Annotated in this window: 30 protein-coding genes and 1 tRNA gene; 19 read left to right on the top strand and 12 right to left on the bottom strand. The window is 55.0% G+C overall.

Features of this window, described 5'->3' with window-relative positions; genetic code table 11:
* Positions 1-28: 28 nt before the first annotated feature.
* The 6 genes from lptB to V6942_RS11800 are packed head-to-tail and all read right to left on the bottom strand — an operon-like array spanning position 29 to position 4,413.
* Positions 29-754: an LPS export ABC transporter ATP-binding protein gene (gene lptB / locus V6942_RS11825; RefSeq protein ID WP_035891167.1), complete on the bottom strand. Its 726-nt coding sequence runs from the start codon at positions 752-754 to the stop codon at positions 29-31.
* A 6-nt stretch (positions 755-760) separates the two neighbouring features.
* Positions 761-1,315, bottom strand: coding sequence for a lipopolysaccharide ABC transporter substrate-binding protein LptA (lptA, locus tag V6942_RS11820; RefSeq protein ID WP_106927277.1), 555 nt, complete (start codon positions 1,313-1,315; stop codon positions 761-763).
* On the bottom strand, positions 1,284-1,859 hold the full coding sequence (gene lptC / locus V6942_RS11815; protein WP_106927275.1) for an LPS export ABC transporter periplasmic protein LptC: 576 nt from the start codon (positions 1,857-1,859) through the stop codon (positions 1,284-1,286). The genes lptA and lptC overlap by 32 nt, the downstream gene beginning before the upstream one ends.
* Positions 1,856-2,422, bottom strand: a complete 567-nt coding sequence (gene kdsC / locus V6942_RS11810) for a 3-deoxy-manno-octulosonate-8-phosphatase KdsC (protein WP_106927273.1) — start codon at positions 2,420-2,422, stop codon at positions 1,856-1,858. The genes lptC and kdsC overlap by 4 nt, the downstream gene beginning before the upstream one ends.
* A 15-nt stretch (positions 2,423-2,437) precedes the next feature.
* Positions 2,438-3,424 carry an arabinose-5-phosphate isomerase KdsD gene (kdsD, locus tag V6942_RS11805; protein WP_182934588.1) on the bottom strand — a complete coding sequence of 329 codons (987 nt, stop codon included), beginning with the start codon at positions 3,422-3,424 and terminating at the stop codon, positions 2,438-2,440.
* Positions 3,425-3,438: 14 nt separating this feature from the next.
* Complete coding sequence (locus tag V6942_RS11800; RefSeq protein ID WP_106927269.1) at positions 3,439-4,413, bottom strand: calcium/sodium antiporter; 975 nt, start codon at positions 4,411-4,413, stop codon at positions 3,439-3,441.
* Between the two features lie 188 nt (positions 4,414-4,601).
* On the opposite strand from V6942_RS11800, the gene mlaF reads away from it, so the two are divergent.
* The 7 genes from mlaF (at position 4,602) to murA (ending at position 9,424) form a co-directional block, all read left to right on the top strand.
* A complete protein-coding gene (mlaF, locus tag V6942_RS11795; protein ID WP_106927267.1) occupies positions 4,602-5,414 on the top strand; it encodes a phospholipid ABC transporter ATP-binding protein MlaF in 813 nt (270 codons plus the stop codon).
* 7 nt (positions 5,415-5,421) lie between these two features.
* Positions 5,422-6,204: a lipid asymmetry maintenance ABC transporter permease subunit MlaE gene (gene mlaE / locus V6942_RS11790; protein WP_106927265.1), complete on the top strand. Its 783-nt coding sequence runs from the start codon at positions 5,422-5,424 to the stop codon at positions 6,202-6,204.
* A gap of 4 nt (positions 6,205-6,208) precedes the next feature.
* Complete coding sequence (gene mlaD / locus V6942_RS11785; protein ID WP_106927262.1) at positions 6,209-6,763, top strand: outer membrane lipid asymmetry maintenance protein MlaD; 555 nt, start codon at positions 6,209-6,211, stop codon at positions 6,761-6,763.
* A gap of 18 nt (positions 6,764-6,781) precedes the next feature.
* The gene (gene mlaC, locus V6942_RS11780) at positions 6,782-7,417 is read left to right on the top strand and encodes a phospholipid-binding protein MlaC (RefSeq protein WP_106927260.1); all 636 of its coding nucleotides are present in this window, start codon (positions 6,782-6,784) and stop codon (positions 7,415-7,417) included.
* Positions 7,417-7,707, top strand: a complete 291-nt coding sequence (gene mlaB / locus V6942_RS11775; RefSeq protein WP_106927258.1) for a lipid asymmetry maintenance protein MlaB — start codon at positions 7,417-7,419, stop codon at positions 7,705-7,707. The genes mlaC and mlaB overlap by 1 nt, the downstream gene beginning before the upstream one ends.
* A gap of 137 nt (positions 7,708-7,844) precedes the next feature.
* A complete protein-coding gene (gene ibaG, locus V6942_RS11770; protein ID WP_035891140.1) occupies positions 7,845-8,099 on the top strand; it encodes a BolA family iron metabolism protein IbaG in 255 nt (84 codons plus the stop codon).
* A gap of 65 nt (positions 8,100-8,164) precedes the next feature.
* Positions 8,165-9,424 carry a UDP-N-acetylglucosamine 1-carboxyvinyltransferase gene (gene murA / locus V6942_RS11765; protein WP_106927254.1) on the top strand — a complete coding sequence of 420 codons (1,260 nt, stop codon included), beginning with the start codon at positions 8,165-8,167 and terminating at the stop codon, positions 9,422-9,424.
* Between the two features lie 50 nt (positions 9,425-9,474).
* Here the strand turns inward: murA and sfsB are convergent, their stop codons facing one another.
* Complete coding sequence (gene sfsB, locus V6942_RS11760; RefSeq protein WP_106927252.1) at positions 9,475-9,750, bottom strand: DNA-binding transcriptional regulator SfsB; 276 nt, start codon at positions 9,748-9,750, stop codon at positions 9,475-9,477.
* 186 nt (positions 9,751-9,936) lie between these two features.
* Complete coding sequence (gene ispB, locus V6942_RS11755) at positions 9,937-10,908, bottom strand: octaprenyl diphosphate synthase (RefSeq protein WP_106927250.1); 972 nt, start codon at positions 10,906-10,908, stop codon at positions 9,937-9,939.
* Positions 10,909-11,164: 256 nt separating this feature from the next.
* Between ispB and rplU the strand changes: the two genes are divergently transcribed.
* The 4 genes from rplU to cgtA all read left to right on the top strand — a co-directional run bounded on the left by rplU (position 11,165) and on the right by cgtA (position 14,013).
* Positions 11,165-11,476, top strand: a complete 312-nt coding sequence (gene rplU, locus V6942_RS11750; protein WP_106927248.1) for a 50S ribosomal protein L21 — start codon at positions 11,165-11,167, stop codon at positions 11,474-11,476.
* A 19-nt stretch (positions 11,477-11,495) separates the two neighbouring features.
* Positions 11,496-11,753: a 50S ribosomal protein L27 gene (gene rpmA, locus V6942_RS11745; protein WP_064541895.1), complete on the top strand. Its 258-nt coding sequence runs from the start codon at positions 11,496-11,498 to the stop codon at positions 11,751-11,753.
* Positions 11,754-11,856: 103 nt separating this feature from the next.
* Positions 11,857-12,822 carry a DMT family transporter gene (locus tag V6942_RS11740; protein ID WP_106927246.1) on the top strand — a complete coding sequence of 322 codons (966 nt, stop codon included), beginning with the start codon at positions 11,857-11,859 and terminating at the stop codon, positions 12,820-12,822.
* 15 nt (positions 12,823-12,837) lie between these two features.
* Positions 12,838-14,013 carry an Obg family GTPase CgtA gene (gene cgtA / locus V6942_RS11735; RefSeq protein WP_106927244.1) on the top strand — a complete coding sequence of 392 codons (1,176 nt, stop codon included), beginning with the start codon at positions 12,838-12,840 and terminating at the stop codon, positions 14,011-14,013.
* A 132-nt stretch (positions 14,014-14,145) separates the two neighbouring features.
* On the opposite strand, the gene dacB is transcribed toward cgtA, so the two are convergent.
* Entirely contained in the window at positions 14,146-15,579 is a 1,434-nt protein-coding gene (gene dacB / locus V6942_RS11730; protein ID WP_106927242.1) for a serine-type D-Ala-D-Ala carboxypeptidase, read from the bottom strand.
* Positions 15,580-15,825: 246 nt separating this feature from the next.
* Here dacB and greA point away from each other — a divergent pair, with 246 nt between their 5' ends.
* A complete protein-coding gene (gene greA, locus V6942_RS11725) occupies positions 15,826-16,302 on the top strand; it encodes a transcription elongation factor GreA (protein WP_333501277.1) in 477 nt (158 codons plus the stop codon).
* Between the two features lie 154 nt (positions 16,303-16,456).
* Here greA and yhbY read toward each other — a convergent pair whose 3' ends face one another.
* Complete coding sequence (yhbY, locus tag V6942_RS11720) at positions 16,457-16,750, bottom strand: ribosome assembly RNA-binding protein YhbY (RefSeq protein ID WP_024133059.1); 294 nt, start codon at positions 16,748-16,750, stop codon at positions 16,457-16,459.
* 126 nt (positions 16,751-16,876) lie between these two features.
* Between yhbY and rlmE the strand changes: the two genes are divergently transcribed.
* From rlmE to V6942_RS11690, 6 genes are all read left to right on the top strand, one after another.
* Positions 16,877-17,506 carry a 23S rRNA (uridine(2552)-2'-O)-methyltransferase RlmE gene (gene rlmE / locus V6942_RS11715; protein ID WP_064541917.1) on the top strand — a complete coding sequence of 210 codons (630 nt, stop codon included), beginning with the start codon at positions 16,877-16,879 and terminating at the stop codon, positions 17,504-17,506.
* 101 nt (positions 17,507-17,607) lie between these two features.
* On the top strand, positions 17,608-19,542 hold the full coding sequence (gene ftsH / locus V6942_RS11710; protein ID WP_106927236.1) for an ATP-dependent zinc metalloprotease FtsH: 1,935 nt from the start codon (positions 17,608-17,610) through the stop codon (positions 19,540-19,542).
* Between the two features lie 94 nt (positions 19,543-19,636).
* On the top strand, positions 19,637-20,485 hold the full coding sequence (gene folP / locus V6942_RS11705) for a dihydropteroate synthase (RefSeq protein ID WP_106927234.1): 849 nt from the start codon (positions 19,637-19,639) through the stop codon (positions 20,483-20,485).
* The gene (gene glmM / locus V6942_RS11700; protein ID WP_106927232.1) at positions 20,478-21,815 is read left to right on the top strand and encodes a phosphoglucosamine mutase; all 1,338 of its coding nucleotides are present in this window, start codon (positions 20,478-20,480) and stop codon (positions 21,813-21,815) included. Before folP ends, glmM begins: the two co-directional genes overlap by 8 nt.
* Before the next feature lie 225 nt (positions 21,816-22,040).
* Positions 22,041-22,373: a preprotein translocase subunit SecG gene (gene secG, locus V6942_RS11695; RefSeq protein ID WP_106927230.1), complete on the top strand. Its 333-nt coding sequence runs from the start codon at positions 22,041-22,043 to the stop codon at positions 22,371-22,373.
* Positions 22,374-22,382: 9 nt separating this feature from the next.
* A tRNA-Leu gene (locus V6942_RS11690) sits at positions 22,383-22,469 on the top strand.
* Positions 22,470-22,577: 108 nt separating this feature from the next.
* Here the strand turns inward: V6942_RS11690 and V6942_RS11685 are convergent.
* Positions 22,578-23,114 (bottom strand): carboxymuconolactone decarboxylase family protein, encoded by a 537-nt coding sequence (locus tag V6942_RS11685; protein WP_182929954.1) that lies wholly within the window; start codon positions 23,112-23,114, stop codon positions 22,578-22,580.
* Positions 23,115-23,230: 116 nt separating this feature from the next.
* Here V6942_RS11685 and V6942_RS11680 point away from each other — a divergent pair, with 116 nt between their 5' ends.
* Positions 23,231-24,136 carry an AraC family transcriptional regulator gene (locus V6942_RS11680; protein WP_333501276.1) on the top strand — a complete coding sequence of 302 codons (906 nt, stop codon included), beginning with the start codon at positions 23,231-23,233 and terminating at the stop codon, positions 24,134-24,136.
* 47 nt (positions 24,137-24,183) lie between these two features.
* On the opposite strand, the gene argG is transcribed toward V6942_RS11680, so the two are convergent.
* The gene (gene argG / locus V6942_RS11675; protein WP_106927224.1) at positions 24,184-25,527 is read right to left on the bottom strand and encodes an argininosuccinate synthase; all 1,344 of its coding nucleotides are present in this window, start codon (positions 25,525-25,527) and stop codon (positions 24,184-24,186) included.
* Between the last annotated feature and the right edge of the window lie 286 nt (positions 25,528-25,813).

The raw sequence follows: 25,813 nt of genomic DNA, 5'->3' as shown, positions 1-25,813 counted from the left end.
CCCGCTAACGTCGTTAACCACTACCCTATCAGAGTCTGAAGTCTTCCCCAAGATACACGCGTTTAACATGTTCGTCTTGTAGGATCTCCTGAGGGGTACCGTGGGCAATCAGATGCCCCTGGCTGACGATATAAGCGCGTTCACACACCGCCAGCGTTTCACGGACGTTGTGGTCGGTAATCAGTACGCCAAGGCCGCTGTCGCGCAGGTGTTCGATAATACGTTTAATGTCGATAACCGAAATCGGGTCTACGCCGGCAAACGGTTCATCCAGCAGGATAAATTTCGGGTTTGCCGCCAGCGCGCGGGCGATTTCGACGCGGCGGCGTTCCCCGCCGGATAGCGCCTGGCCCAGACTGTCGCGCAGATGCTCGATGTGGAACTCTTCCATCAGCTCTTTAGCACGGTCTTCACGCTGTTCGTTGCTCAGATCGTCGCGGATTTGCAGCACAGCCATCAGGTTATCGTAAACGCTCAGACGGCGGAAAATAGAGGCTTCCTGCGGCAGATAGCCGATACCCCGGCGCGCGCGCGCGTGCAGCGGCAGCAGGCTGATGTCTTCGTCATCAATGATGATATTGCCCGCGTCGCGCGGCACGATCCCAACCACCATGTAGAAGGTGGTGGTTTTACCCGCGCCGTTTGGCCCAAGCAGACCCACAATCTCACCGGAATTCACGGTCAGACTGACATCTTCCACTACGCGGCGGCCTTTGTAGGCCTTCGCCAGATTTTTTGCAGTTAATGTCGCCATAACGGATTAGTTACTCTTCTTCTGTGCCGGAGCCTGATCTTTGGACTTGTCCTGCAGCTGGGATGGCACCAGAACGGTGGTCACGCGTTTGCCTTTATCGCTAAACGCCTGCATTTTCTGTTCCTTGACCAGGTACGTGATCTTGTCGCCCTTGATGTTGCTGTCGAGCTGCTCAAGGTAAGCGTTGCCGGTCAGCACCACGAAGTCGTTCGCCAGCTCATAGCGCATTTTCGACGCATGGCCTTTCACCGGTTTGCCGTTGTCCTGCATCTGGTAGAAGGTGGCCGGATTGCCGTAGCCTTCAATAACTTCTTTACCCTGCTGATTCGCAGGGCGGGTCACGACCACTTTGTCAGCGTTAATTTTGATTGTGCCCTGGGTGACGACGACGTTGCCGGTAAAGGTCACGACGTTGCCCTGCATATCCAACGACTGCTGATCGGATTCAATGTGAATCGGTTGATTGGTATCGCCGGTCACCGCCATGGCCGGCAGGCTAGCGGCCAGCAGAGAAGCGACGAGCGCCAGCTTAAGGCTGAGTTTGTTTGTTCTGAATTTCATAAGAGGTTCTAACCTTTTCAATCAGCTCGGCGTTTTTGCTGCGTAAATTGCCGCGCATTTTCAGGCCGCTGGAATTAAATGTTGTGCCGTATAACGTCACCAGATCGTCAGAGGAAACATCCTGAGTTATCAGGTTTACCTGGGCATTATCCGTCGTAATCTTACGCAGTTGTGCGTCTTCTGTCAGCGCGTTGATTTCAACGTGCCCGTAGAGGTACAGCATGCGGTCGTTGGTCAGCTTCGCTTTATCGGCTTTAATCGACCAGGTTGGCACCTTGGCGGCGTCAAATGTTGTCAGTACGGGGCGAGTAAACCACGACAGACTCTGATCGGAAAAATACTCCACGTGTTCGGCAATTAACCGGTAGGAGAGCGCGCCTTCGGGGCTGTACACCACCGTATCGGTATGCTCGCTTTTATAAGTTGGATCGCCAGCGTTTGTTGTCACCGGGCCGCTGTCTTCTTTATCGGCAAGATTAAGGCCGATCAGGACAAGCGCCACCAGCGATAGCAGAATGATAACCCAACGTCTGGTTTTACTCATATGGATTGCCCTTTGGCTTCGTCCAGCTTCCCTTGCGCCAGCAGCAGCAGATCGCAGACTTCACGAACCGCGCCGCGGCCTCCTGCAATACGCGTGACGTAATCAGCGCGCGGTGGCAGCAGCGGGTGCGCGTCCGCTACCGCGACGCTGAGACCGACTTCTGCCATGACCGGCCAGTCGATCAGATCGTCGCCCACGTAGGCCACTTCCTCTGGCTGAAGGTCAAGCTTCGCCAGCAGTTCACGGTAGGCAATGAGCTTATCCGACTGACCCTGATAGAGATGCGTGATGCCGAGCGTCGCGCAGCGGTCTTCTAACAGTTTAGCTTTTCGCCCGGTAATAATCGCCACTTCGATGTCGGAGGTAAGGGCACAGCGTACGCCGTAACCATCGCGAACGTTGAAGGCCTTCAACTCTTCGCCGTTGTTGCCCATGTAGATAAGACCATCGGACAGCACTCCATCGACGTCGAGGATCAGCAGGCGGATTTTCTCCGCCTTCGCGATAAATTGTGGACTCACCGGCCCGTAGCAGGTAGCGACCGATGCGACAGCATTACTCATTATTTATATCCTTGATTACACTACGCCTGCGCGCAGTAGGTCGTGCATATGTATCACACCTAGCAGATGGTCGCCATCGGCAACCAGCACGCAGGTGATATGACGTGATTGCATCAGGTTCAGCGCGTCGACCGCCAGGATACCCGGACGAATGCGGATACCGCCCGGCGTCATGACGTCGGCAATGCCGAGGCTGCGCACGTCGACGCCATTGTCGAAAATGCGTCGCAGGTCGCCGTCGGTGAAAATACCTTTAATCTGCATATTGTCGTCGCAGATGGCCGTCATCCCCAGATTCTTGCGGGTAATTTCCAGCAGCGCATCGCGCAGCGATGCGTCCGGACTGACGTGCGGAATTTCATCGCCAGTATGCATAATATCGTTAACGCGCAGGAGAAGCTTGCGACCCAGTGCGCCGCCGGGGTGCGAGAGAGCAAAATCTTCGGCGGTAAACCCGCGGGCCTTGAGCAACGCGACGGCCAGCGCATCGCCCATCACCAGCGCAGCGGTGGTGCTGGACGTCGGCGCCAGCCCGAGCGGACAGGCTTCTCGCGGCACCTTCACGCACAGGTGAATATCCGCCGCGCGGCCCATGCTGCTATCCGGGCGGCTGGTGAGGCAAATCAGCGGCACACGCAGGCGTTTAAGTACCGGAATGAGCGCCAGAATTTCGTTTGATTCGCCGGAGTTAGACAGCGCGATAACCACATCCTGCGGCGTGACCATGCCCAAATCGCCGTGCGCCGCTTCGCCGGGATGGACGAAGAAGGCAGAGGTGCCGGTGCTGGCGAAGGTGGCCGCCATTTTGCGGCCGATGTGGCCTGATTTCCCCATCCCCATGACCACAACTTTGCCGGTGCAGTAGAAGATCTTCTCGCAGGCGTCGCTGAAATCCTGGTTAATGTATTGATCGAGCTGTTCCAGCCCTTCCCGTTCAATCGCCAGAACGTCTCTTCCGGCCTGCTGGAAGTCGAAATTTGGCTGCAAATCTATTTGCGACATAGTGTTATCCCGATTCATTCGATGAAGAGCGGCATTGCCCCATAGAGCAGCGCCAGCCACGCAACAAACCCGCCGATCAACAGTAAGCCCGCGCCGCGGCCTATCTGGCGTCGACGCCAGCACAGGAGGGCGAAGACCACGCTCACCACAACCATTACGCCATAGTCCCGGGTAAACGCGAGCGGGTTAAACGACCCCGGTGCGATAAGGGCGGGGATGCCCAGAACGATAGCGATATTAAAGAAATTCGAGCCGATGATATTACCGACCGCAATATCATTTTCACCTTTGCGCACGCCGGCGATGGCGGTTGCCAGCTCCGGCAGGCTGGTGCCGAGTGCAATGATCGTCAGACCAATGGTCAGTTCGCTCATGGCAAAAAAGTTCGCCAGCACCGTGGCGTTATCAATCACCATTCGGGTTGCCATCGGCATAATAATCAGCGCAACGCCAAGCCATAAGCAGGCGACGGGGAGCGAACCGTCGCGCGGCAGCTCGGCCAACTGCTCCTGCGTAAATTTATCATTGCCCTGACGTTCGGCCAGGCGCGCTATCTTAATGATAAACAGCAGCCATAGCGCCGCCAGAACGATGAGAAAGATACCGTCAAACCGCGAGAGTTCGCCATCATAGAGAACATACCCGGCCAGCAGGCTCACGACCAACATTAGCGGTATTTCGCGGCGCAGGATATCAGAATGCACGGTAAAAGGGTGGAACAACGCGGTCAGGCCGAGGATCAGCAGGATATTGACGATATTGGATCCGATGGCGGTGCCAACGGCGACGTCAACCTGGCCATGCAACGAGGCGGCGGCGGAGACGATGATTTCCGGCAGCGAAGTACCGATGCTGACCACGGTCATACCGATAATCAGCGGAGGAACGCCCAGAGCACGGCACAGAATGGAGGCGGAGTACACAAGGCGATCGGCGCTGTAGACCACCAGAAGTAAACCAATAATTAACAGAGCCGTGGCTAAGAGCATCTAAAGTCCTTTCTTCAGGTATAATCGTCGGTCCGCACGTCTGGACGTAACGAATTCTTAATTTTGACTTTATGAGCCGTAAAAGTAAAACAAATGCCAGATTTCGTTAACCCGTGCGGCTAGGATTCTGTAAGAATGCGCAATCGAGTGGGAAATGATTCCCCTTAAGGACCTGGAAAGGTAAGCCTATGAGCCACACTATCGAGAATTTGGTCGATATGCGCGACGTCACGTTCAGCCGTGGCAGTCGGGTGATCTTCGACAATATCTCGCTGTCGGTGCCGCGCGGAAAAATTACCGCGATTATGGGGCCGTCGGGGATTGGCAAGACCACGCTGCTGCGCCTGATCGGCGGGCAAATTCCCCCGGACAGCGGAGAGATCCTCTTTGATGGCGAGAACGTGCCGCACATGTCGCGTTCCCGTCTTTATACTGTCCGTAAACGGATGAGTATGCTGTTTCAGTCCGGTGCGCTGTTTACCGACATGAACGTGTTTGACAACGTGGCGTACCCGATCCGCGAGCACACCCAGCTGCCCGCGCCGTTATTAAAAAGTACGGTGATGATGAAGCTGGAGGCCGTTGGCCTGCGCGGGGCGGCGAAACTGATGCCATCCGAGCTTTCCGGCGGGATGGCCAGGCGCGCTGCGCTGGCCAGGGCGATTGCCCTGGAGCCGGATCTGATCATGTTCGATGAGCCTTTCGTCGGCCAGGATCCGATCACCATGGGCGTGCTGGTGAAGCTGATTTCTGAACTCAACAGCGCATTGGGTGTCACCTGTATTGTGGTTTCCCACGACGTGCCGGAAGTGCTGAGTATTGCTGATTTTGCCTATATCATGGCGGATCGCAAAATCATCGCTCACGGCAGCGCCACTTCGTTGCAGGAAAACGACGATCCTCGAGTGCGTCAGTTCCTCGACGGGATCGCCGACGGCCCGGTGCCGTTCCGTTTCCCTGCGGGCGACTATCGCCGCGACCTCATCGGCACAGGGAGTTAATCGACTCATGCTGTTAAATGCACTGGCAGCGCTTGGACATCGCGGGATCAAGACCATCGCGACGTTCGGGCGAGCCGGGTTAATGTTGTTCAATGCCATCGTTGGCAAGCCGGAGTTCCGCAAGCACGCGCCGTTGCTGGTGCGCCAGCTGTATAACGTCGGCGTGCTGTCTATGGTTATCATCATTGTGTCGGGCGTATTTATCGGCATGGTGCTGGGCCTGCAGGGCTATCTGGTGCTGACCACCTACAGCGCAGAGACCAGTCTCGGTATGCTGGTCGCGCTGTCGCTGCTGCGCGAGCTGGGGCCGGTTGTCGCCGCGCTGCTGTTTGCCGGCCGTGCCGGTTCAGCGCTAACGGCGGAAATTGGCCTGATGCGTGCCACCGAACAGCTCTCCAGTATGGAGATGATGGCGGTGGATCCGCTGCGTCGGGTCATCTCGCCGCGCTTCTGGGCGGGGGTGATCTCGCTGCCGCTGCTGACGATTATCTTTGTGGCGGTGGGCATCTGGGGCGGTTCGCTGGTGGGCGTAAGCTGGAAAGGCATTGATGCCGGGTTCTTCTGGTCGGCAATGCAAAATGCGGTGGACTGGCGTCTCGATCTGGTGAACTGCCTGATTAAGAGCCTGGTTTTCGCCATTACGGTGACATGGATTGCGTTATTTAACGGTTACGATGCGATCCCCACTTCTGCCGGAATCAGCCGGGCGACCACCCGTACCGTGGTGCATGCGTCGCTGGCGGTTCTTGGGCTGGACTTTGTGCTGACGGCACTGATGTTTGGGAATTGAGTGAATGCAAACGAAAAAGAGTGAAATCTGGGTCGGTATTTTTCTGCTGGTGGCCCTGCTGGCGGCGCTGTTTGTCTGCCTGAAGGCGGCGGACGTGTCGTCCATAAAATCAGAGCCAACCTACCGCATTTACGCCACCTTCGATAACATCGGCGGCCTGAAGGCACGTTCGCCGGTGCGGATTGGCGGCGTGGTCATTGGCCGGGTGGCCGATATTAGTCTGGACCCGAAAACCTACTTACCCCGCGTGGCTATTGATATTGAAGATCGCTACAACCACATCCCCGATACCAGTTCGCTGGCGATTCGAACTTCGGGCCTGCTGGGCGAGCAGTATCTGGCGCTGAACGTGGGTTTTGAAGACCCAGAGCTGGGAACGTCTATTCTTAAAGACGGCGGCGTCATTCAGGACACCAAATCAGCGATGGTGCTGGAAGATCTTATTGGGCAGTTCCTTTACAACAGCAAAGGTGGCGACAATAAGAATTCAGGCGATGCGCCGGCATCCACAGATGGACATACTGATACGGCGACGCCGGCAACTGGCGCGACGAATTAATCTCAGGAGATACTCGATATGTTTAAACGTTTACTGATGGTCGCCATGCTGGTGATTGCACCGTTAACGGCGGCGACGGCGGCGGACCAATCTAACCCTTACAAGCTGATGAACGAAGCGGCGCAGAAAACATTCGATCGCCTGAAGAATGAGCAGCCTAAAATTCGCGCTAATCCGAACTACCTGCGTGAGGTAGTCGATCAGGAACTGCTGCCGTATGTGCAGGTAAAATATGCCGGTGCGCTGGTGCTGGGCCGTTACTACAAAGATGCGACCCCGGCGCAGCGCGAAGCCTACTTCGCTGCTTTCCGTGAATACCTGAAACAGGCGTACGGCCAGGCGCTGGCGATGTACCACGGTCAGACCTACCAGATTGCGCCGGAACAGCCTCTGGGCGATGCGAGCATTTTGCCTATCCGCGTTACCATCATCGATCCGAACGGCCGCCCGCCGGTACGACTGGACTTCCAGTGGCGTAAAAATACCCAGACGGGTAACTGGCAGGCGTTTGATATGATTGCGGAAGGGGTGAGCATGATCACCACCAAGCAGAACGAATGGAGCGACCTGCTGCGTACTAAAGGCATTGACGGCCTGACCGCGCAGCTGAAATCCATCTCTGCGCAGCCGATTACCCTGGAACAGAAAAAATAATGGCCGAATCGCTGAGCTGGACGCGCGAAGGTGAACGCCTTGCGCTGCACGGCGAACTGGATCAGGACTTTCTGGTGCCGCTATGGGAGGCCAGAAACGAGGCGACGCAGGGCGTGTCGGTGATAGACCTCAGCGATCTTCGCCGCGTCGATACCGCCGGTCTGGCCCTGTTGGTGCACCTGGTCGATCTGATTCGCTCTCAGGGACGCAAGGTGACGCTGGAGGGCGTAAGCGAAAAAGTGGCGACGCTGAAAGGGTTGTATAATCTACCTGAAGATATGATCCCTTAAAAATTTCAGCACGTTATTGTTTCCAATACTCCTAAAGCCCCATCAATCTTAACGATGGGGCTTTTTGCTTGTTTAAGACTGCGCCACTTTCCTCTAAGATGTGGGGCTGTTTTCACTCTCAAATGAAATGTGAACCTATGGAAAATAATGAAATTCAGACCGTGCTGATGAATGCACTCTCCCTTCAGGAAGTTCTCGTTTCTGGCGACGGTAGCCACTTCCAGGTGATTGCCGTGGGTGAGATGTTTGATGGCATGAGCCGGGTTAAGAAGCAGCAGACTATCTATGGCCCGCTGATGGAGTACCTTGCGGACAACCGCATTCATGCCCTGTCGATCAAAGCGTATACCCCGCAAGAATGGGCGCGCGATCGCAAACTCAACGGCTTTTGAGCCATGGGAAAAGTGTGAACACTTTTCCGGTGGCGAACGTGAATACTTAACAGAGATAAGATTTGATGGATAAATTTCGTGTGCAGGGGCCAACTCGCCTTCAGGGTGAGGTCACCATTAGCGGTGCCAAAAATGCTGCCCTGCCGATTCTTTTTGCCGCACTGCTGGCTGAAGACCCGGTAGAGATCCAGAACGTACCGAAGCTGAAAGACGTGGATACCTCCATGAAGCTGCTGACGCAGCTGGGTGCGAAGGTTGAACGCAACGGTTCCGTATGGATTGACGCCAGCTCGGTTAACGTGTTCTGTGCCCCTTACGAGCTGGTTAAAACCATGCGTGCGTCTATCTGGGCGCTGGGCCCGCTGGTGGCGCGTTTCGGTCAGGGTCAGGTTTCGCTGCCGGGCGGTTGCACCATCGGCGCGCGTCCGGTCGATCTGCACATCTCTGGTCTTGAACAGCTGGGCGCGGAAATTAAGCTGGAAGAGGGCTACGTCAAAGCGTCCGTCAACGGTCGTCTGAAAGGCGCGCATATCGTTATGGATATGGTCAGCGTAGGCGCGACCGTCACCATCATGACTGCAGCGACGCTGGCGGAAGGCACCACCATTATTGAAAATGCCGCGCGCGAGCCGGAAATCGTCGATACGGCGAACTTCCTGAACGCGATGGGCGCCAAGGTATCTGGTCAGGGTACCGACCGTATCACCATCGAAGGCGTGAAACGTCTGGGCGGCGGCGTTTATCGCGTCCTGCCTGACCGTATCGAAACCGGCACCTTCCTGGTGGCGGCGGCGATCTCCGGCGGTAAAATTGTCTGCCGTAACGCACAGCCGGATACGCTGGACGCGGTGCTGGCCAAGCTGCGTGAAGCCGGTGCCGACATTGAAGTGGGTGACGACTGGATTAGCCTTGATATGCACGGCAAGCGCCCGAAAGCGGTGAACGTGCGTACTGCGCCGCACCCGGCGTTTCCGACCGACATGCAGGCGCAGTTCACGCTGTTGAATATGGTGGCGGAAGGGACCGGCGTGATCACGGAAACCGTCTTCGAAAACCGTTTCATGCACATTCCGGAACTGATCCGTATGGGCGCACGCGCGGAAATCGAAAGCAACACCGCGATTTGCCACGGCGTTGAGCAGCTCTCCGGCGCTCAGGTGATGGCAACCGACCTGCGTGCTTCCGCAAGCCTCGTGCTGGCGGGCTGTATTGCTCAGGGCACCACCGTTGTTGACCGTATCTATCACATCGATCGCGGCTATGAACGCATTGAAGATAAGCTGCGTGCGTTAGGCGCAAACATCGAACGCGTTAAAGGCGAGTAATCTCTGCCCGCCGTTGTGAAGCGCCCTCCGGAACCCCGGAGGGCGCTTTTTTATGCGGTGTCCTTCTTTGGCTGGCGCATCGCCTGCGTTCTGTCGATAAACTCATGCGTCACCGGGTCGTGATATCTCGACGGCCAGATGACCCACGGTTCCGTCTCCAGAACCTTCGCAATAATCACTTCTCCCTTTGGCCAGGGGCGTGAGAGCACGTTAGCCAACGTTGATGAGCTCAGGCCGTTTTTGCGCGATTCTGCGGCCATTGAGGTGCCTTTTTTGCGTAGCCCGGCGATGATGTCCGCCGGATGCCAGTCGATAAATTTATCCATACTTCCTCCCTGAGAGCGCTGTTTAAATCGCCAGATTGGGCGAAGAATGTACTTTATCGCGCTTTTCATGAAGATTCTAAAAAGTTCGTGTAAGTTATGGAAAATTAGGAAAACGTTAATTTTCAGGCGTGAATAGACGTTATTGGATGCTTTTAAGAACTTTCCCGCGCGATGCGCGGGAAAGGATTAACGATCGCGCTGAACGGCAATATGGGCGAGCCCAATGAGCGCGTCGCGCCATGGGGAGTCAGGCAGCGGTGCCAGGGCAGCAATCGCTTTATCGGCTTCTTCTTCGGCGCGCTGGCGGGTCCACTCCAGTGAACCGCTGGCGGCCATAGCTTCCAGCACCGGCTCCAGCAGATGGCGGCCGTTACCTTGCTCAATGGCACCGCGAATCAGCTGCGCCTGTTCCGGCGTACCGTTACGCATGGCGTGCAGTAGCGGCAGCGTCGGTTTGCCTTCATTCAGGTCGTCGCCAACGTTTTTACCCAGCGTCTCACCATCGGCGCTGTAGTCGAGCAGATCGTCGATCAGCTGGAAGGCGGTGCCCAGGTAGCGGCCATAGTCCTGCAGACCTTTTTCCTGCTCTGGCGTACAGCCTGCGAGCAGTCCGGAACACTGAGCGGCAGCTTCGAACAGGCGCGCAGTTTTGCTATAAATCACGCGCATGTAATTTTCTTCGGTGATGTCCGGATCGTTAACGTTCATCAACTGAAGGACTTCGCCTTCGGCAATGACGTTGACCGCTTCGGACATGACTTCCAGCACCTTCAGTGAACCGAGGCTGGTCATCATCTGGAAGGCGCGGGTGTAGATAAAGTCGCCAACCAGCACGCTGGCCGCGTTGCCAAAGGCGGCATTGGCCGTGGCCTTGCCGCGGCGCATATCGGACTCATCAACCACATCGTCATGCAGCAGCGTTGCGGTATGAATAAATTCGATCAGCGCGGCGATTTTGACATGGGCATTTCCCTGATAGCCAACGGCGCGGGCGGCCAGCACGGCGATCATCGGACGAATCCGTTTTCCACCGCCGCTCACGATGTAATAGCCTAGCTGGTTGATCAACTGGACGTCCGAGTTGAGCTGCTCAAGAATCGTCGCATTGACTCCCGCCATATCCTGCGCGGTTAACTCATTGATTTTTTGTAAATTCATCGCAAAAGCCGGGCTTAATGTCCTGTTTACCACTTATCCATACGGGATAACGAAGGTTTTACGTTAGAGTTGTAAGTACGATTGTACTGAAAAAACGCGCCAGATAAACGTTGCCGTGTGCGTTGTGTTTTTTTTCTGCATCTATTGATGGTAGCACTTGTCAAAGGCTCGCGTTTTGCGTAATATTCGCGCCCTATTGTGAATATTTATAGCGCACTCTGAATCACACGAAGATGTGCGCGGAAGCGGAGTTTATATGTACGCGGTTTTCCAAAGTGGTGGTAAACAACACCGAGTAAGCGAAGGTCAGACCGTTCGCCTGGAAAAGCTGGACATCGCAACTGGTGAATCTGTTGATTTCACTGAAGTTCTGATGATCGCAAACGGTGAAGAAGTCAAAATCGGCGTTCCTTTCGTTGATGGCGGCGTTATCAAAGCTGAAGTTGTTGCTCACGGTCGTGGCGAGAAAGTTAAAATTGTTAAGTTTCGTCGTCGTAAACACTACCGTAAGCAGCAGGGCCATCGTCAGTGGTTCACTGATGTGAAAATCACTGGCATCAGCGCTTAAGTTAAGGGGAGCAGATTAAATGGCACATAAAAAGGCTGGCGGCTCGACTCGTAACGGTCGCGATTCAGAAGCTAAACGTCTGGGCGTAAAACGCTTCGGCGGTGAAACAGTTCTGGCTGGTAGCATCATCGTTCGTCAACGTGGTACCAAATTCCACGCTGGCTCCAACGTTGGTTGCGGCAAAGACCACACTCTGTTTGCTAAAGCAGACGGTAAAGTGAAATTTGAAGTTAAAGGTCCGAATAACCGTAAATATATCAGCATCGTTGCTGAATAAGTTATTCGCGTCCCGGTAACGGATAAAAGCCCCGCAACACGTTGCGGGGCTTTTTACATTCGACGCCAGGAAAATGATAGTTTGTCGCGCTAGAGAATCCGGTATGAAGCAACAGGCGGGTATAGGTATTCTGTTGGCGCTCACCACGGCGATATGCTGGGGTGCACTGCCGATTGCGATGAAGCAGGTTCTGGAGGTCATGGAACCGCCTACCGTCGTGTTCTACCGTTTTTTGATGGCCAGCTGTGGTCTGGGCCTGATTTTGACCTGGAAGCGCAAGCTGCCCTCTCTGCAGCTTTTTCGCAACCCGCGTTGGCTGGTGCTGCTGCTGATTGCCACCGGCGGTCTGTTTGGCAACTTCGTGCTGTTTAGCTCTTCGCTACAGTACGTCAGCCCGACGGCGTCGCAGGTGATTGGCCAGCTCTCGCCCGTCGGCATGATGGTGGCGAGCGTCTTTATCCTCAAAGAAAAGATGCGCGGCACGCAGATTATCGGCGCGACCATGCTGATCTGCGGGCTGGTGATGTTCTTTAACACCAGCCTGATTGAAATTTTTACCCGTCTGACCGATTACACCTGGGGCGTTATCTTCGGTGTCGGTGCGGCGATGGTCTGGGTGAGCTACGGCGTCGCGCAAAAGGTGTTATTGCGACGGATGGCCTCACAGCAGATTCTCTTTTTATTGTACACTTTATGTACAATTGCACTGCTGCCGTTAGCAAAACCCGGTGTCATCGGGCAACTGAGCGACTGGCAGCTAGCCTGTCTGATCTTTTGTGGTCTGAACACACTGGTCGGCTATGGGGCGCTGGCGGAAGCCATGGCGCGCTGGCAGGCGGCGCAGGTGAGCGCGTTAGTTACGCTGACTCCCCTGTTCACCCTGTTATTTTCAGATTTATTATCAATGGCCTGGCCCGATTTCTTCGCCAGACCGATGTTGAACCTTTTAGGTTACCTCGGTGCGTTTGTCGTGGTTGCGGGCGCGATGTATTCCGCCATTGGTCATCGTCTATGGGGGCGGTGGCGTAAGCGTGAAGCGGTTGTTCCGTTACCCCGCGCAGGCGAATGATTTACGGAGAGTAAAATGAAGTTTGTTGATGAAGCAACGATCCTGGTCGTAGCAGGTGATGGCGGTAATGGTTGCGTAAGCTTCCGCCGTGAAAAATATATTCCGAAAGGTGGCCCGGACGGCGGTGACGGCGGCGACGGCGGTGACGTCTGGATGGAAGCCGACGAGAACCTGAACACCCTGATCGACTACCGTTTCGAAAAATCCTTCCGTGCCGAGCGCGGTCAGAACGGCGCGAGCCGTGACTGTACCGGTAAACGTGGTAAAGACGTCACCATCAAGGTGCCAGTGGGTACCCGCGTTATCGATCAGGGCACCGGCGAAACCATGGGCGATATGACCAAACACGGTCAACGTCTGATGGTCGCTAAAGGCGGCTGGCACGGTCTGGGTAACACCCGTTTCAAATCTTCCGTGAACCGTACGCCGCGTCAAAAGACCATGGGTACGCCGGGCGATAAACGTGACCTGCAGCTCGAACTGATGCTGCTGGCGGACGTGGGGATGCTGGGGATGCCGAACGCCGGTAAATCCACCTTTATCCGCGCCGTGTCTGCGGCCAAGCCGAAAGTGGCGGACTACCCGTTTACCACGCTGGTACCAAGCCTTGGCGTGGTGCGTGTCGACAACGAGAAGAGCTTTGTGATCGCCGATATCCCGGGGCTGATTGAAGGTGCGTCCGAAGGCGCTGGCCTCGGTATCCGCTTCCTGAAGCACCTTGAGCGCTGCCGCGTGCTGCTGCACATTATCGATATCGATCCGATTGACGGTTCCGATCCGGCTGAGAACGCAAAAATTATCATTGGCGAGCTGGAGAAATACAGCGAGAAGCTGGCGAATAAGCCACGCTGGCTGCTGTTCAACAAGATCGACACCATGGACAAAGCAGAAGCCGAAGCGAAAGCTAAAGCGATTGCCGAAGCGATGGGTTGGGAAGATAAGTACTATCTGATCTCAGCAGCAAGCCAGGTTGGCGTAAAAGACCTGTGCTGGGATGTGATGAACTTTATCATTGAAAACCCAATTACTCAGGCTGAAGAAGCTAAACAGCCTGAGAAAGTCGAGTTCATGTGGGATGACTACCACCGCCAGCAGCTTGACGAAGTCGCCGCAGAAGCGGAAGACGAAGAGTGGGATGACGACTGGGATGAAGACGACGAAGAAGGCGTTGAGTTCATCTACAAGCGTTAATCTCCTCGTAGCCGGATGGCGCTTGCGCTTATCCGGCCTACAATATGCAACGGGCCGCAAATGCGGCCCGTTTTGTTATGTGCTTGTAGGCCGGATAAGACGCGTTAGCGTCGCCATCCGGCAAGCGCGCACTCAGTTATTCTGATAAATATCTTTGTACAATCGGCTTTCAAAGCGCACCAGCGGAATACGGCGGTTACGCTGATCGGCCGGCGACACGGCATAGCCCGAGAGATACTGCACGAAGGCCATCCGCTGCCCGCTGGCGGTGGTGATAAAGCCCGCCAGGTTGTATACGCCCTGCAATGAACCGGTTTTTGCCGATACTTTGCCGTCAACGCCTGCCTGGTGTAGGCCAGCGCGGTACTGCAGTGAACCGTCGTGGCCGGCGAGAGGCAGCATCGAGATAAAGTTCAGCTCATTATCATGCTGGGCGATGTACTGAAGCGCTTGCATCATAGTGGCGGGGGCAATCAGGTTATGACGTGAAAGCCCGGAGCCGTCGGCGATAATCGTATTACCGAGATCAACCCCTGCCTGCTGGCGCAGAATCTGCCGTACCGCATCGGAACCCGCACGCCAGGTACCGGGCACACCAAAGCGTGCATGGCCAATCATGCGGAATACCGTGTCGGCAATCATGTTGTCGGATTTCTTCAGCATAATCTTCAGCAGATCGTGCAGCGGCGCGGACTGTTTGCTGGCAATCACCGTTCCCGGCTCGTTGACCAGCGTCTGGCGCAGCAGGGTGCCGCTATAGGTGATACCCGCTTGCTTAAGCTCATCTTTGATAATCGCCCCGGCATAGCTTGCGCCATCCTGAATGGCGAACGCCAGCGGCAACGGTTCGGCACGCTGTGGCAGACAGCCGGTGAGCGTATAGCGGTTGAGATCGCCCGGCACCACGTCCAGCTCGCAGTATTGTGCCTCCGGTGAGCCTTTCGCCAGCGTTCGCACCTGGCTGAACATGGTCACCGGGTAGTAAGAGGCGATGCGAATGAACGCCAGATCGTTGGCTTTTTGCGCGCTGTAAAGCGAGATCGAGAAGCAGTTGCGGTCAACGATGGCGGCGGCTGGCGGTGCGCTGAAGCACTGGGTCATGTCGTTCCATGGCCAGCCGGGCGCTTTATCGTGGCTGGCAAAAATCGAGGTGTCGATCAGTACGTTGCCCTCAATGGTCTGCACGCCGGCCTTTTTCAGCGCTGCGACCATATTGCGAAGATCCTGGCGTCTTAGCGTAGGATCACCACCAAATCGCGCAATCAGGTCACCTTTAAGCGTCCCGTTATCAATGCTGCCTTTGCTCTCCAGCGTGGTGGTAAAACGAAAATCAGGCCCGAGCTGCAACAGCGCTGCCAGCGCGGTGAGCACCTTTTGGGTACTGGCCGGTAGCGCCATCTGCTGGCCATGGTAGTCAATCAGTGGCGCAGGGGCGCCCACTTTCTGCACCAACAGCGCGAGGTTGGCCCCGGCAGGAAGTTGATTGATATACTCATCAACATTCGCGGCCTGAACGCTAAACGCTATACTGGTGGTCAATCCGATGATAAATCTGGAAAATCGCATATTCTCGCGCTAACAACCTGGAAACAAGCCGTCATACTACGGCGCAACGCCCTGTAAAGTAAACGATGACCCGTAGTGAACTTCAGGGTAAAATGCGTATCAAATTAAAAATTACTGCTGACCTGGGGCTTTGTACCCGGGTCGGTTTTCTTTTGCTTCTGGCCTGGCGTTGATAGCAACCCAGGCGGGCTGAGTAGCCGGAGCGGGGCTAACCGCTCCCAACAGGAATGTTCAAGAGGTATAACAATGCAAGCTATTCCGATGACCCTTCGTGGTGCAGAAAAACTGCGTGAAGAACTGGATTTTCTGAAGTCCGTACGTCGCCCAGAGATTATTGCGGCCATCGCCGAAGCGCGCGAGCACGGCGACCTGAAAGAGAACGCGGAGTATCATGCTGCTCGTGAGCAGCAGGGCTTCTGCGAAGGTCGTATCAAAGATATCGAAGCGAAGCTGTCCAACGCGCAGGTTATCGACATCACCAAAATGCCGAATAACGGCCGCGTCATTTTCGGTTCTACCGTGAAGGTACTGAATCTGGACAACGATGAAGAGCAGGCCTATCGCATCGTCGGTGACGATGAGGCTGACTTCAAACAGAATCTGATTTCTGTGAACTCACCTATCGCCCGCGGCCTGATCGGCAAAGAACAGGACGATGTCGTGACTATCCGTACGCCGGGTGGTGAAGTTGAGTACGAAATCATCAAAGTGGATTATCTGTAAATTTTGTTCAACACTGAAAATGTTGACTGAGTGTAAAGATAAGAAAAAGGCCGCATAGCGGCCTTTTATCAAGCATAAGAGCGTGGCATGTTGCTAGCCCTCGTAAAGGAAAACCCTCATTTAACACAATGTTGTGTCAGAAATTAGGATATTCTTAACGTGGCAGCGAGATTTTGCGTTCTTTACCAGGGCGATAAAGCACCAGCATTTTGCCGATGACCTGTACGTTACAGGCGCCGGTTTCGCGCACGATAGCGTCCACGATCAAGGTTTTGGTCTCGCGATCTTCCGAGGCGATTTTCACCTTGATAAGTTCATGGTGCTCTAACGCTTGTTCAATCTCGGCCAGTACCCCTTCGGTCAAACCATTGTTGCCAAGCATAACTACCGGCTTGAGCGGATGTGCCAGACCTTTCAGGTGCTGTTTTTGTTTAGTACTCAGATTCATCGTATATTTTTGCTTACGTTGGGATTGAAAACGGGTCATTCTACCGCCATCTCCCATATATCGCCAAATGGCGCGTAGAAATTTACGCCAAAAGGTTACGATGAACTGTCCCGATGGGAATGTTAAATGACAGGTAAAAAGCGTTCTGCCAGCTCAAGCCGCTGGCTTCAGGAACACTTTAGCGATAAATATGTTCAAGAGGCACAGAAAAAGGGGTTACGTTCCCGTGCCTGGTTTAAACTTGATGAAATACAGCAAAGTGACAAACTTTTTAAGCCGGGGATGACGGTTGTCGATCTCGGTGCTGCGCCAGGAGGCTGGTCACAGTACGTGGTCACGCAGATTGGCGGCAAAGGCCGCATCATCGCTTGCGATCTTTTACCTATGGATCCAATCGTTGGTGTGGACTTCCTTCAGGGCGATTTTCGTGATGAACTCGTCATGCAGGCATTACTCGAACGCGTGGGTGACAGTAAAGTACAAGTTGTCATGTCAGATATGGCACCAAACATGAGCGGAACGCCGGCGGTAGACATTCCCCGGGCCATGTATCTGGTGGAGCTGGCGCTTGAAATGGCGCGTGATGTGCTTGCGCCAGGCGGAAGTTTTGTAGTGAAGGTGTTCCAGGGCGAAGGCTTCGATGAGTATCTAAGGGAAATTCGCTCCCTGTTTACGAAGGTTAAAGTTCGTAAGCCGGACTCTTCGCGTGCGCGTTCACGCGAAGTGTACATTGTAGCGACCGGGCGAAAATCATAGACGGTGGTTTTTCAAACGAAAGTTTTGAAAGAAACTGGATATAGAGTATCCTGACGCTGTTTTTAACACAGTTGTAATAAGAGGTTAATCCCTTGAGTGACATGGCGAAAAACCTAATACTCTGGCTGGTCATTGCCGTTGTGCTGATGTCAGTATTCCAGAGCTTTGGGCCCAGCGAATCGAACAGCCATAAGGTGGATTATTCTACCTTCCTGCAAGAGGTCAATAACGACCAGGTTCGCGAAGCGCGTATCAACGGACGTGAGATCAACGTTACCAAGAAAGATAGTAACCGTTACACGACCTACATCCCGGTTAACGATCCGAAGCTGCTTGATAACCTGCTGACGAAAAACGTCAAAGTGGTTGGCGAGCCGCCAGAAGAGCCGAGCCTGCTGGCGTCGATCTTCATTTCCTGGTTCCCGATGCTGCTGCTTATCGGCGTCTGGATCTTCTTCATGCGTCAAATGCAGGGCGGCGGTGGCAAAGGTGCCATGTCGTTCGGTAAGAGCAAAGCGCGCATGCTGACGGAAGATCAGATCAAAACCACTTTTGCCGATGTTGCGGGCTGCGACGAAGCGAAAGAGGAAGTGGGCGAACTGGTTGAATACCTGCGTGAGCCGAGCCGTTTCCAGAAGTTGGGCGGTAAGATTCCGAAAGGCGTCCTGATGGTCGGTCCTCCGGGTACCGGTAAAACGCTGCTGGCGAAAGCCATTGCCGGCGAAGCCAAGGTGCCGTTCTTTACCATTTCCGGTTCTGACTTCGTGGAAATGTTCGTGGGCGTCGGCGCATCTCGTGTGCGTGACATGTTCGAACAGGCCAAGAAAGCAGCACCGTGCATCATCTTCATCGATGAAATCGACGCCGTCGGTCGCCAGCGTGGCGCAGGTCTGGGCGGTGGTCACGATGAACGTGAGCAAACGCTGAACCAGATGCTGGTTGAGATGGATGGCTTCGAAGGTAACGAAGGTATCATCGTTATCGCGGCAACTAACCGTCCAGACGTACTTGACCCGGCGCTGCTGCGTCCAGGCCGTTTCGACCGTCAGGTTGTGGTCGGTCTGCCAGACGTTCGCGGTCGTGAACAGATTCTGAAAGTGCATATGCGTCGCGTACCGCTGGCGCCGGATATCGATGCGGCAATCATTGCTCGCGGTACTCCGGGCTTCTCCGGTGCAGACCTGGCGAACCTGGTGAACGAAGCGGCGCTGTTTGCTGCTCGTGGCAACAAACGCGTTGTGTCGATGGTTGAGTTCGAGAAAGCGAAAGACAAAATCATGATGGGTGCGGAACGTCGCTCCATGGTGATGACGGAAGCGCAGAAAGAATCTACCGCGTATCACGAAGCGGGCCACGCGATTATCGGTCGCCTGGTGCCGGAACACGATCCGGTGCACAAAGTAACGATTATCCCGCGCGGCCGTGCGCTGGGTGTAACCTTCTTCCTGCCTGAAGGCGATGCGATTAGCGCCAGCCGTCAGAAGCTGGAAAGCCAGATCTCGACCCTGTACGGCGGTCGTCTGGCGGAAGAGATCATCTACGGCGTTGAGCATGTATCCACCGGTGCGTCGAACGACATTAAAGTCGCGACCAACCTGGCGCGTAACATGGTCACCCAGTGGGGCTTCTCCGACAAACTCGGTCCGCTGCTGTATGCAGAAGAAGAGGGCGAAGTATTCCTGGGCCGTAGCGTCGCGAAAGCGAAACATATGTCCGATGAAACCGCGCGTATCATCGACCAGGAAGTGAAGTCGCTCGTGGAACGTAACTACAACCGCGCGCGCCAGCTTCTGAACGACAACATGGACATTCTGCATGCCATGAAAGATGCGCTCATGAAATATGAGACCATCGATGCACCGCAGATTGACGACCTGATGGCTCGCCGCGACGTGCGTCCGCCAGCAGGTTGGGAAGAACCGGGTTCATCCAACAACAACTCGGGCAGCACCGGTAAACCAAGTGCGCCGCGTCCGGTTGATGAACCACGTGCGCCGGACTCTGGCACCATGTCAGAGCAGCTGGGCGACAAATAAGTTCTCCCCCGTGGAAGACTGCGTTGTACCTGAAACCCTGGGGCTTGCCCCGGGGTTTTTTATATTCAGAAATCAATAATTAAAAGGATTCGATATGAAACTCACCGCCCAGGGCTCCATCCTGGATCTCTCCCATCCACACGTGATGGGGATCCTCAACGTCACGCCGGACTCTTTCTCCGACGGTGGCACGCACAATACGCTGGTTGAGGCGGTGAAACATGCGAACCTGATGATTAACGCGGGCGCGACCATCGTTGACGTAGGCGGCGAGTCCACTCGCCCGGGCGCGCTGGACGTGAGCGTGGAAGAAGAGCTTGATCGCGTTATCCCAGTGGTGGAAGCGATCGCCCAGCGCTTTGAAGTGTGGATCTCTGTCGATACGTCTAAGCCTGAAGTGATTCGTGAGTCTGCCCGTGCCGGAGCGCACATCATTAACGATATCCGCTCGCTCAGCGAGCCGGGCGCGCTCGAAGCTGCGGCCGAAACCGGACTGCCCGTTTCGCTGATGCATATGCAGGGCAACCCAAAAACCATGCAGGATGCGCCGAAGTATGACGATGTCTTTGCTGAGGTAAATCAGTATTTTATTGAACAGATTGCCCGCTGCGAACGGGCAGGAATCTCAAAAGATAAATTGTTGCTCGACCCGGGGTTCGGTTTCGGTAAAAATCTGTCCCATAACTATGCATTACTGGCGCGTTTGTCAGAGTTCCATCATTTCGGCCTGCCGCTGTTTGTCGGCATGTCGCGTAAATCAATGATTGGTCAACTGCTGAACGTGGGGCCGTCGGAGCGCCTTAGCGGCAGCCTGGCGTGCGCGGTGATTGCTGCCATGCAGGGCGCGCATATTGTTCGCGTCCACGACGTCAAAGAAACTGTTGAAGCGATGCGTGTGGTTGAGGCCACCTTGTCTGCGAAGGGAAATAAACGTTATGAGTAATCGCAAGTATTTTGGTACCGATGGGATTCGTGGTCGCGTAGGTGATGCGCCGATTACCCCTGATTTTGTTCTGAAGCTCGGCTGGGCGGCAGGCAAGGTACTGGCAAGCCACGGATCGCGTAAAATTATTATTGGTAAAGATACCCGTATCTCAGGCTATATGCTGGAGTCCGCGCTGGAAGCCGGTCTGGCGGCCGCGGGGCTGTCGGCCTCTTTCACCGGGCCGATGCCGACGCCGGCGGTGGCTTACCTGACCCGCACGTTCCGCGCGGAAGCCGGTATCGTTATCTCCGCATCGCATAACCCGTTTTATGACAATGGCATCAAATTCTTCTCCATCGACGGCACCAAGCTGCCGGACGAAGTGGAAGAGGCCATTGAAGCCGAGATGGAAAAAGAGATCACCTGCGTTGATTCCGCCGAGCTGGGTAAAGCTAGCCGCATCGTTGATGCGGCGGGCCGCTATATTGAGTTCTGCAAAGGCACCTTCCCGAACGAGCTGAGCCTGAACGGGCTGAAAGTGGTCGTTGACTGCGCCAACGGCGCAACCTACCACATTGCGCCGAATGTGCTGCGCGAACTGGGCGCCACCGTGATCGCCATCGGCTGCGAACCGAACGGCGTCAACATTAACGAAGAAGTGGGGGCCACCGACGTCCGCGCTTTGCAGGCGCGCGTATTGGCTGAGAAAGCCGATGTGGGCATCGCGCTGGACGGTGACGGCGACCGCGTCATCATGGTTGATCACCAGGGTAATAAAATCGATGGTGATCAGATTATGTATATCATCGCCCGCGAAGCGCTGCGCCAGGGCCAGCTGCGCGGCGGCGTTGTTGGTACGCTGATGAGCAATATGGGGCTGGAAGTGGCGCTCAAGCAGCTCGGCATTCCGTTTACCCGCGCGAAAGTGGGCGACCGCTACGTGCTGGAAAAAATGCAGGAGAAAGGCTGGCGCATCGGTGCGGAAAACTCCGGCCACGTGATCCTGCTGGACAAAACCACGACCGGCGACGGTATTGTGGCGGGTCTGCAGGTGGTGGCGGCCATGGTGCGTAACCACATGAGCCTGCACGATCTGAGCAGCGGTATGAAAATGTTCCCGCAGGTGCTGGTAAACGTGCGCTATACCGATGGCAAATCGAACCCGCTGGACAACGAGGCGGTGAAGGCGGCGGCCCTGGCGGCAGAAGCAGCGATGGGTAATCGTGGCCGCGTACTGCTGCGTAAATCAGGCACCGAGCCGCTGATTCGGGTGATGGTTGAAGGGGAAGATGAAGCGCAGGTAACCGAGCTTGCGCATCGCATCGCCGACGCGGTTAAAGCGGCCTGACAGACAGGCTAAGTGATTAAAAAGGCGGCGCTTGCCGCCTTTTTCTCATTAACCGAGACAGTTTTGCTGTTTTTTTCCGCAGTTGATACAATGTGTGGAAATTGCCCTTGCGAAGGTCATTCGCTTTGGTTAGTATTCACACCCGCTTCAGTGGGAAACTTAAATGTCCCGCTTTATTGGTCGAAGCACTTGGTACGCGGCATTCCCGCAAGGAACAGGTTGATTATGTACGAAGCTCTTTTAGTTGTTTTCCTTATTGTAGCGATTGGCCTTGTGGTCCTCGTTATGCTGCAACAAGGTAAAGGCGCTGATATGGGAGCCTCCTTTGGAGCAGGCGCTTCCGGCACATTGTTTGGTTCAAGTGGTTCAGGTAACTTCATGACCCGCATGACCGCTGTGTTCGCGACGCTGTTCTTCATTATCAGTCTGGTGCTGGGTAACATCAACAGCAACAAGACCAATAAAGGAAGTGAGTGGGATAACCTGACTGCACCGAAGACTGAGCAAACGACTCAGCCAGCGGCACCGGCTCAGCCGACCAGCGATATCCCGCACTAAGTATTCTGTACCGAGGTGGTGGAATTGGTAGACACGCTACCTTGAGGTGGTAGTGCCCTAACGGGCTTGTGGGTTCGAGTCCCATCCTCGGTACCAATATTCCGAAAGAAAGACGCTGAAAAGCGTCTTTTTTTTCGTCCGTATCTTTTATCCCTTCTTTCCTCGGGGTATACGGGCCGCAGCTCCCTTACCCGCAAAACACGGTTAATCCGCCTTAGGAAAATCTACCACCGTGTCGTTCACCCGGTTCACCATATTGGTAAACAGAATGGCGCTGATTGCGCTGATAATCTCAACGATCTGACGATCGCTGAAGCCTGCATGTTTCAGCGCGGTCACGTTGGCTTCCGGCAGCGTACCGGTGGTGGTGACCAGGGTTTGTGCAAATTTCACCAGCGCATCAAGCTGTGCATCTTCGGCGTATTCTCCACGACGTAGCGCGTGGATCTGCTCGCTACTAAAGCCCGCCTTTTTTGCCATCAGCGTATGGGCCGCCAGGCAGTAATCGCACTGCGTCGCTTCGCTCACGGACAGGTTAATTGCTTCCAGCATTTTAGCGTTCAGGCTGCCTTTATGTAGCATGGCGTTGTGCGCCAGCGCCTGCTGCAGCGCCTCCGGTGAATGCCCACCAATGGTCAGATAGGCGTTCGGTACTTTACCCACTGCTTTTTTGATCCCGCTAAAAAGTTCTGCGGCTTTGCCCGTTGCATCTTGTTCGCGAATGTCTGTTAAACGGCTCATCATCTTCTCCTGTCGTTCGAGGGTTTGTTGTGGCAATGGAAACATCATAGGACAGGTTGACGTGATAGACTGGCGCGATTCGTCTCATCTTTTTGTCTTATCGTCTCAGGAGCTGTATGGACAGTCTTAGCCATCTCTTAACGCTGCTGGCACCGCGCTGTGAAGTGAATCTGCACTGCCGCTTTGGCGGACGCTGGCAGGCGGGGCATAGCCAGATGCGGACGGGCGTCGTTCCCTGGCACTTTGTACTGCGCGGAGAGGGGCGACTCACCGTGGGGAAGGAAACGCGTCAGATGCATACGGGAGACGTTATCCTGCTGCCGCACGGTTCACCACATCTGATGGAAAGCCTGGTCGAGTGGGGGCAGGTGCTGCCGGTCGCCCATCGCTTTAACGGTACGCTGACCGAGATGCGCACAGCATCAGACAGCAATGCGCTGGAGATGCTGTGCGGAGAGTTCTACTTCGGGCCGCACGTAAACTGGCTGTTCAGCGAAGACAGTGAACTCATCCATCTGCATACCCACGAACGGGAAGACTGCCCTGAACTGGAGACGATGCTGAGCGTATTGGTTCGTGAGAGTCTGGCTGAGCGGCCGGGCGCTGCCGCTATCGTACGCAGCCTAGGCGATACGCTGCTGGTACTACTGATGCGCACGTTGCTGGCGGCGAAAGCACCACCGGGCGGACTGCTACGGTTAATGAGCGATGAGCGACTGATGCCCGCGGTGCTTGCGGTACTCGCGGCACCAGAACAACCGTGGACCATGGAGACAATGGCTTCCCGGGCGTTTTTATCACGTGCCACGTTTGCCCGCCACTTTGCTCGCGTCTACCACCTGACACCTCAGGCCTGGCTGACGCAGCTGCGTATGGTGATGGCCGCGCGGTTACTTCACCAGGACCGACAGGCGCGGGTGGAGGCGATCGCCGAACGCTGCGGATTTCAATCGCTGGCCTCATTCTCAAAAAGCTTTAAAAAGTACTACGGCCTGACGCCGGGAGAGTGGCGGCGGCGATAGCAATAAAAAAGGCCGCACAGGCGGCCCTTGATGGCGTTTACACAGGCTTATTTGCCTTTGTTTTCCAGATTCTCAACCTGCGGCAGGCCGGTTGCAGAAGAGGCGGTCAGCAGCCCGCTCTGGGCGTAGCCGAACAGCTTCTCGCGGGTATCGGTAATGTCCAGGTTACGCATAGTCAGCTGGCCGATACGGTCTTCAGCGCTAAACATAGAGTCACCTTTTTCCATGGTCAGACGTTCTGCTTTATAGGTCAGGTTGTCAGACACGGTATTCATGATGGAGTAGTCGTTACCGCGGCGCAGTTCCAGCGTGACTTCACCCGTAATCTGGCTGGCCACCCAACGCTGCAGAGAGTCACGCAGCATCAGCGCCTGGGAGTCAAACCAACGGCCCTGATACAGCAAGCGGCCCAGTTGGCGACCGTGAGCGTGATACTGCTCAATGGTATCTTCGTTGTGAATACCGGTCAGCAGACGCTCGTAAGCGATGTGCAGAAGTGCCATCCCCGGCGCTTCGTAGATACCACGGCTCTTCGCTTCGATAATACGGTTTTCAATCTGGTCACTCATGCCCAGACCATGACGCCCGCCGATGCGGTTGGCTTCCAGCATCATCTCTACGTCGTCGCTGAAGGTTTTACCGTTAAGCGCAACCGGATGGCCCTGCTCAAAACGCACGGTCACTTCTTCTGCCGGCACTTTTACGTTTTCGTCCCAGAACTTCACACCCATAATCGGGTTAACGATTTTGAGGCTGGAGTTCAGGAATTCCAGATCTTTTGCTTCGTGCGTTGCGCCAAGCATATTGGAGTCGGTTGAGTAGGCTTTCTCCACGGACATTTTGTAGTCGAAACCGCAGGAGATCATAAACTCTGACATTTCATGACGGCCGCCCAGTTCATCGATAAAATCGCTATCCAGCCACGGTTTGTAAATCTGTAGCTCGGCGTTGGTCAGCAGGCCGTAGCGATAGAAACGCTCAATATCGTTACCTTTGTAGGTGCTGCCGTCGCCCCAGATGTTAACGCCGTCTTCTTTCATGGCGGCGACCAGCATGGTGCCGGTAACCGCACGGCCCAGCGGAGTGGTGTTGAAGTAGGTCAGGCCGCCGGTAGTATTGTGGAAAGCACCGCATTGGATAGCGGCGATGCCTTCGGCAACCAGCTGTTTACGACAGTCGATCAGGCGAGCGTTCTCTGCGCCATATTCCATAGCACGACGAGGAATTGCATCATAATCATCTTCGTCCGGCTGACCCAGGTTTGCAGTATATGCATAAGGGACAGCGCCTTTTTGTCGCATCCACAGCAGCGCTGCGCTGGTGTCAAGACCGCCAGAGAAGGCGATACCAATACGTTGACCTACCGGAAGATGCTTGAGAATCGTCGTCATAAAGTAAAACCCTGCTTGATTGACTGAAGGAGAAATTACGTTCCGCTGTCAGTGAATTTTTATGCAAAATAAATGAGTTTTCATTTAATCACGTTTTATCTGTGACAGGAAGACATTCATGCATTTTTATTCAAAAAATCCGCACTGCCAGCGAAGGTTGTCAGGCGTACCTTAGCGCGATGGCCGGCGCATTTCTTCTGCATAGAATGTGAGGTTGACAAGTTGTGATAATGCTCACTATACTGGAGGCCGGTTTTACGTCCCGTCCTCGGTACCAAATCCCAGC

It is taken from the genome of Kluyvera genomosp. 2, from assembly GCF_036759865.1.
Classification (GTDB): domain Bacteria; phylum Pseudomonadota; class Gammaproteobacteria; order Enterobacterales; family Enterobacteriaceae; genus Kluyvera; species Kluyvera ascorbata_B.
This window is presented reverse-complemented; position numbering and strand designations above follow the sequence as displayed.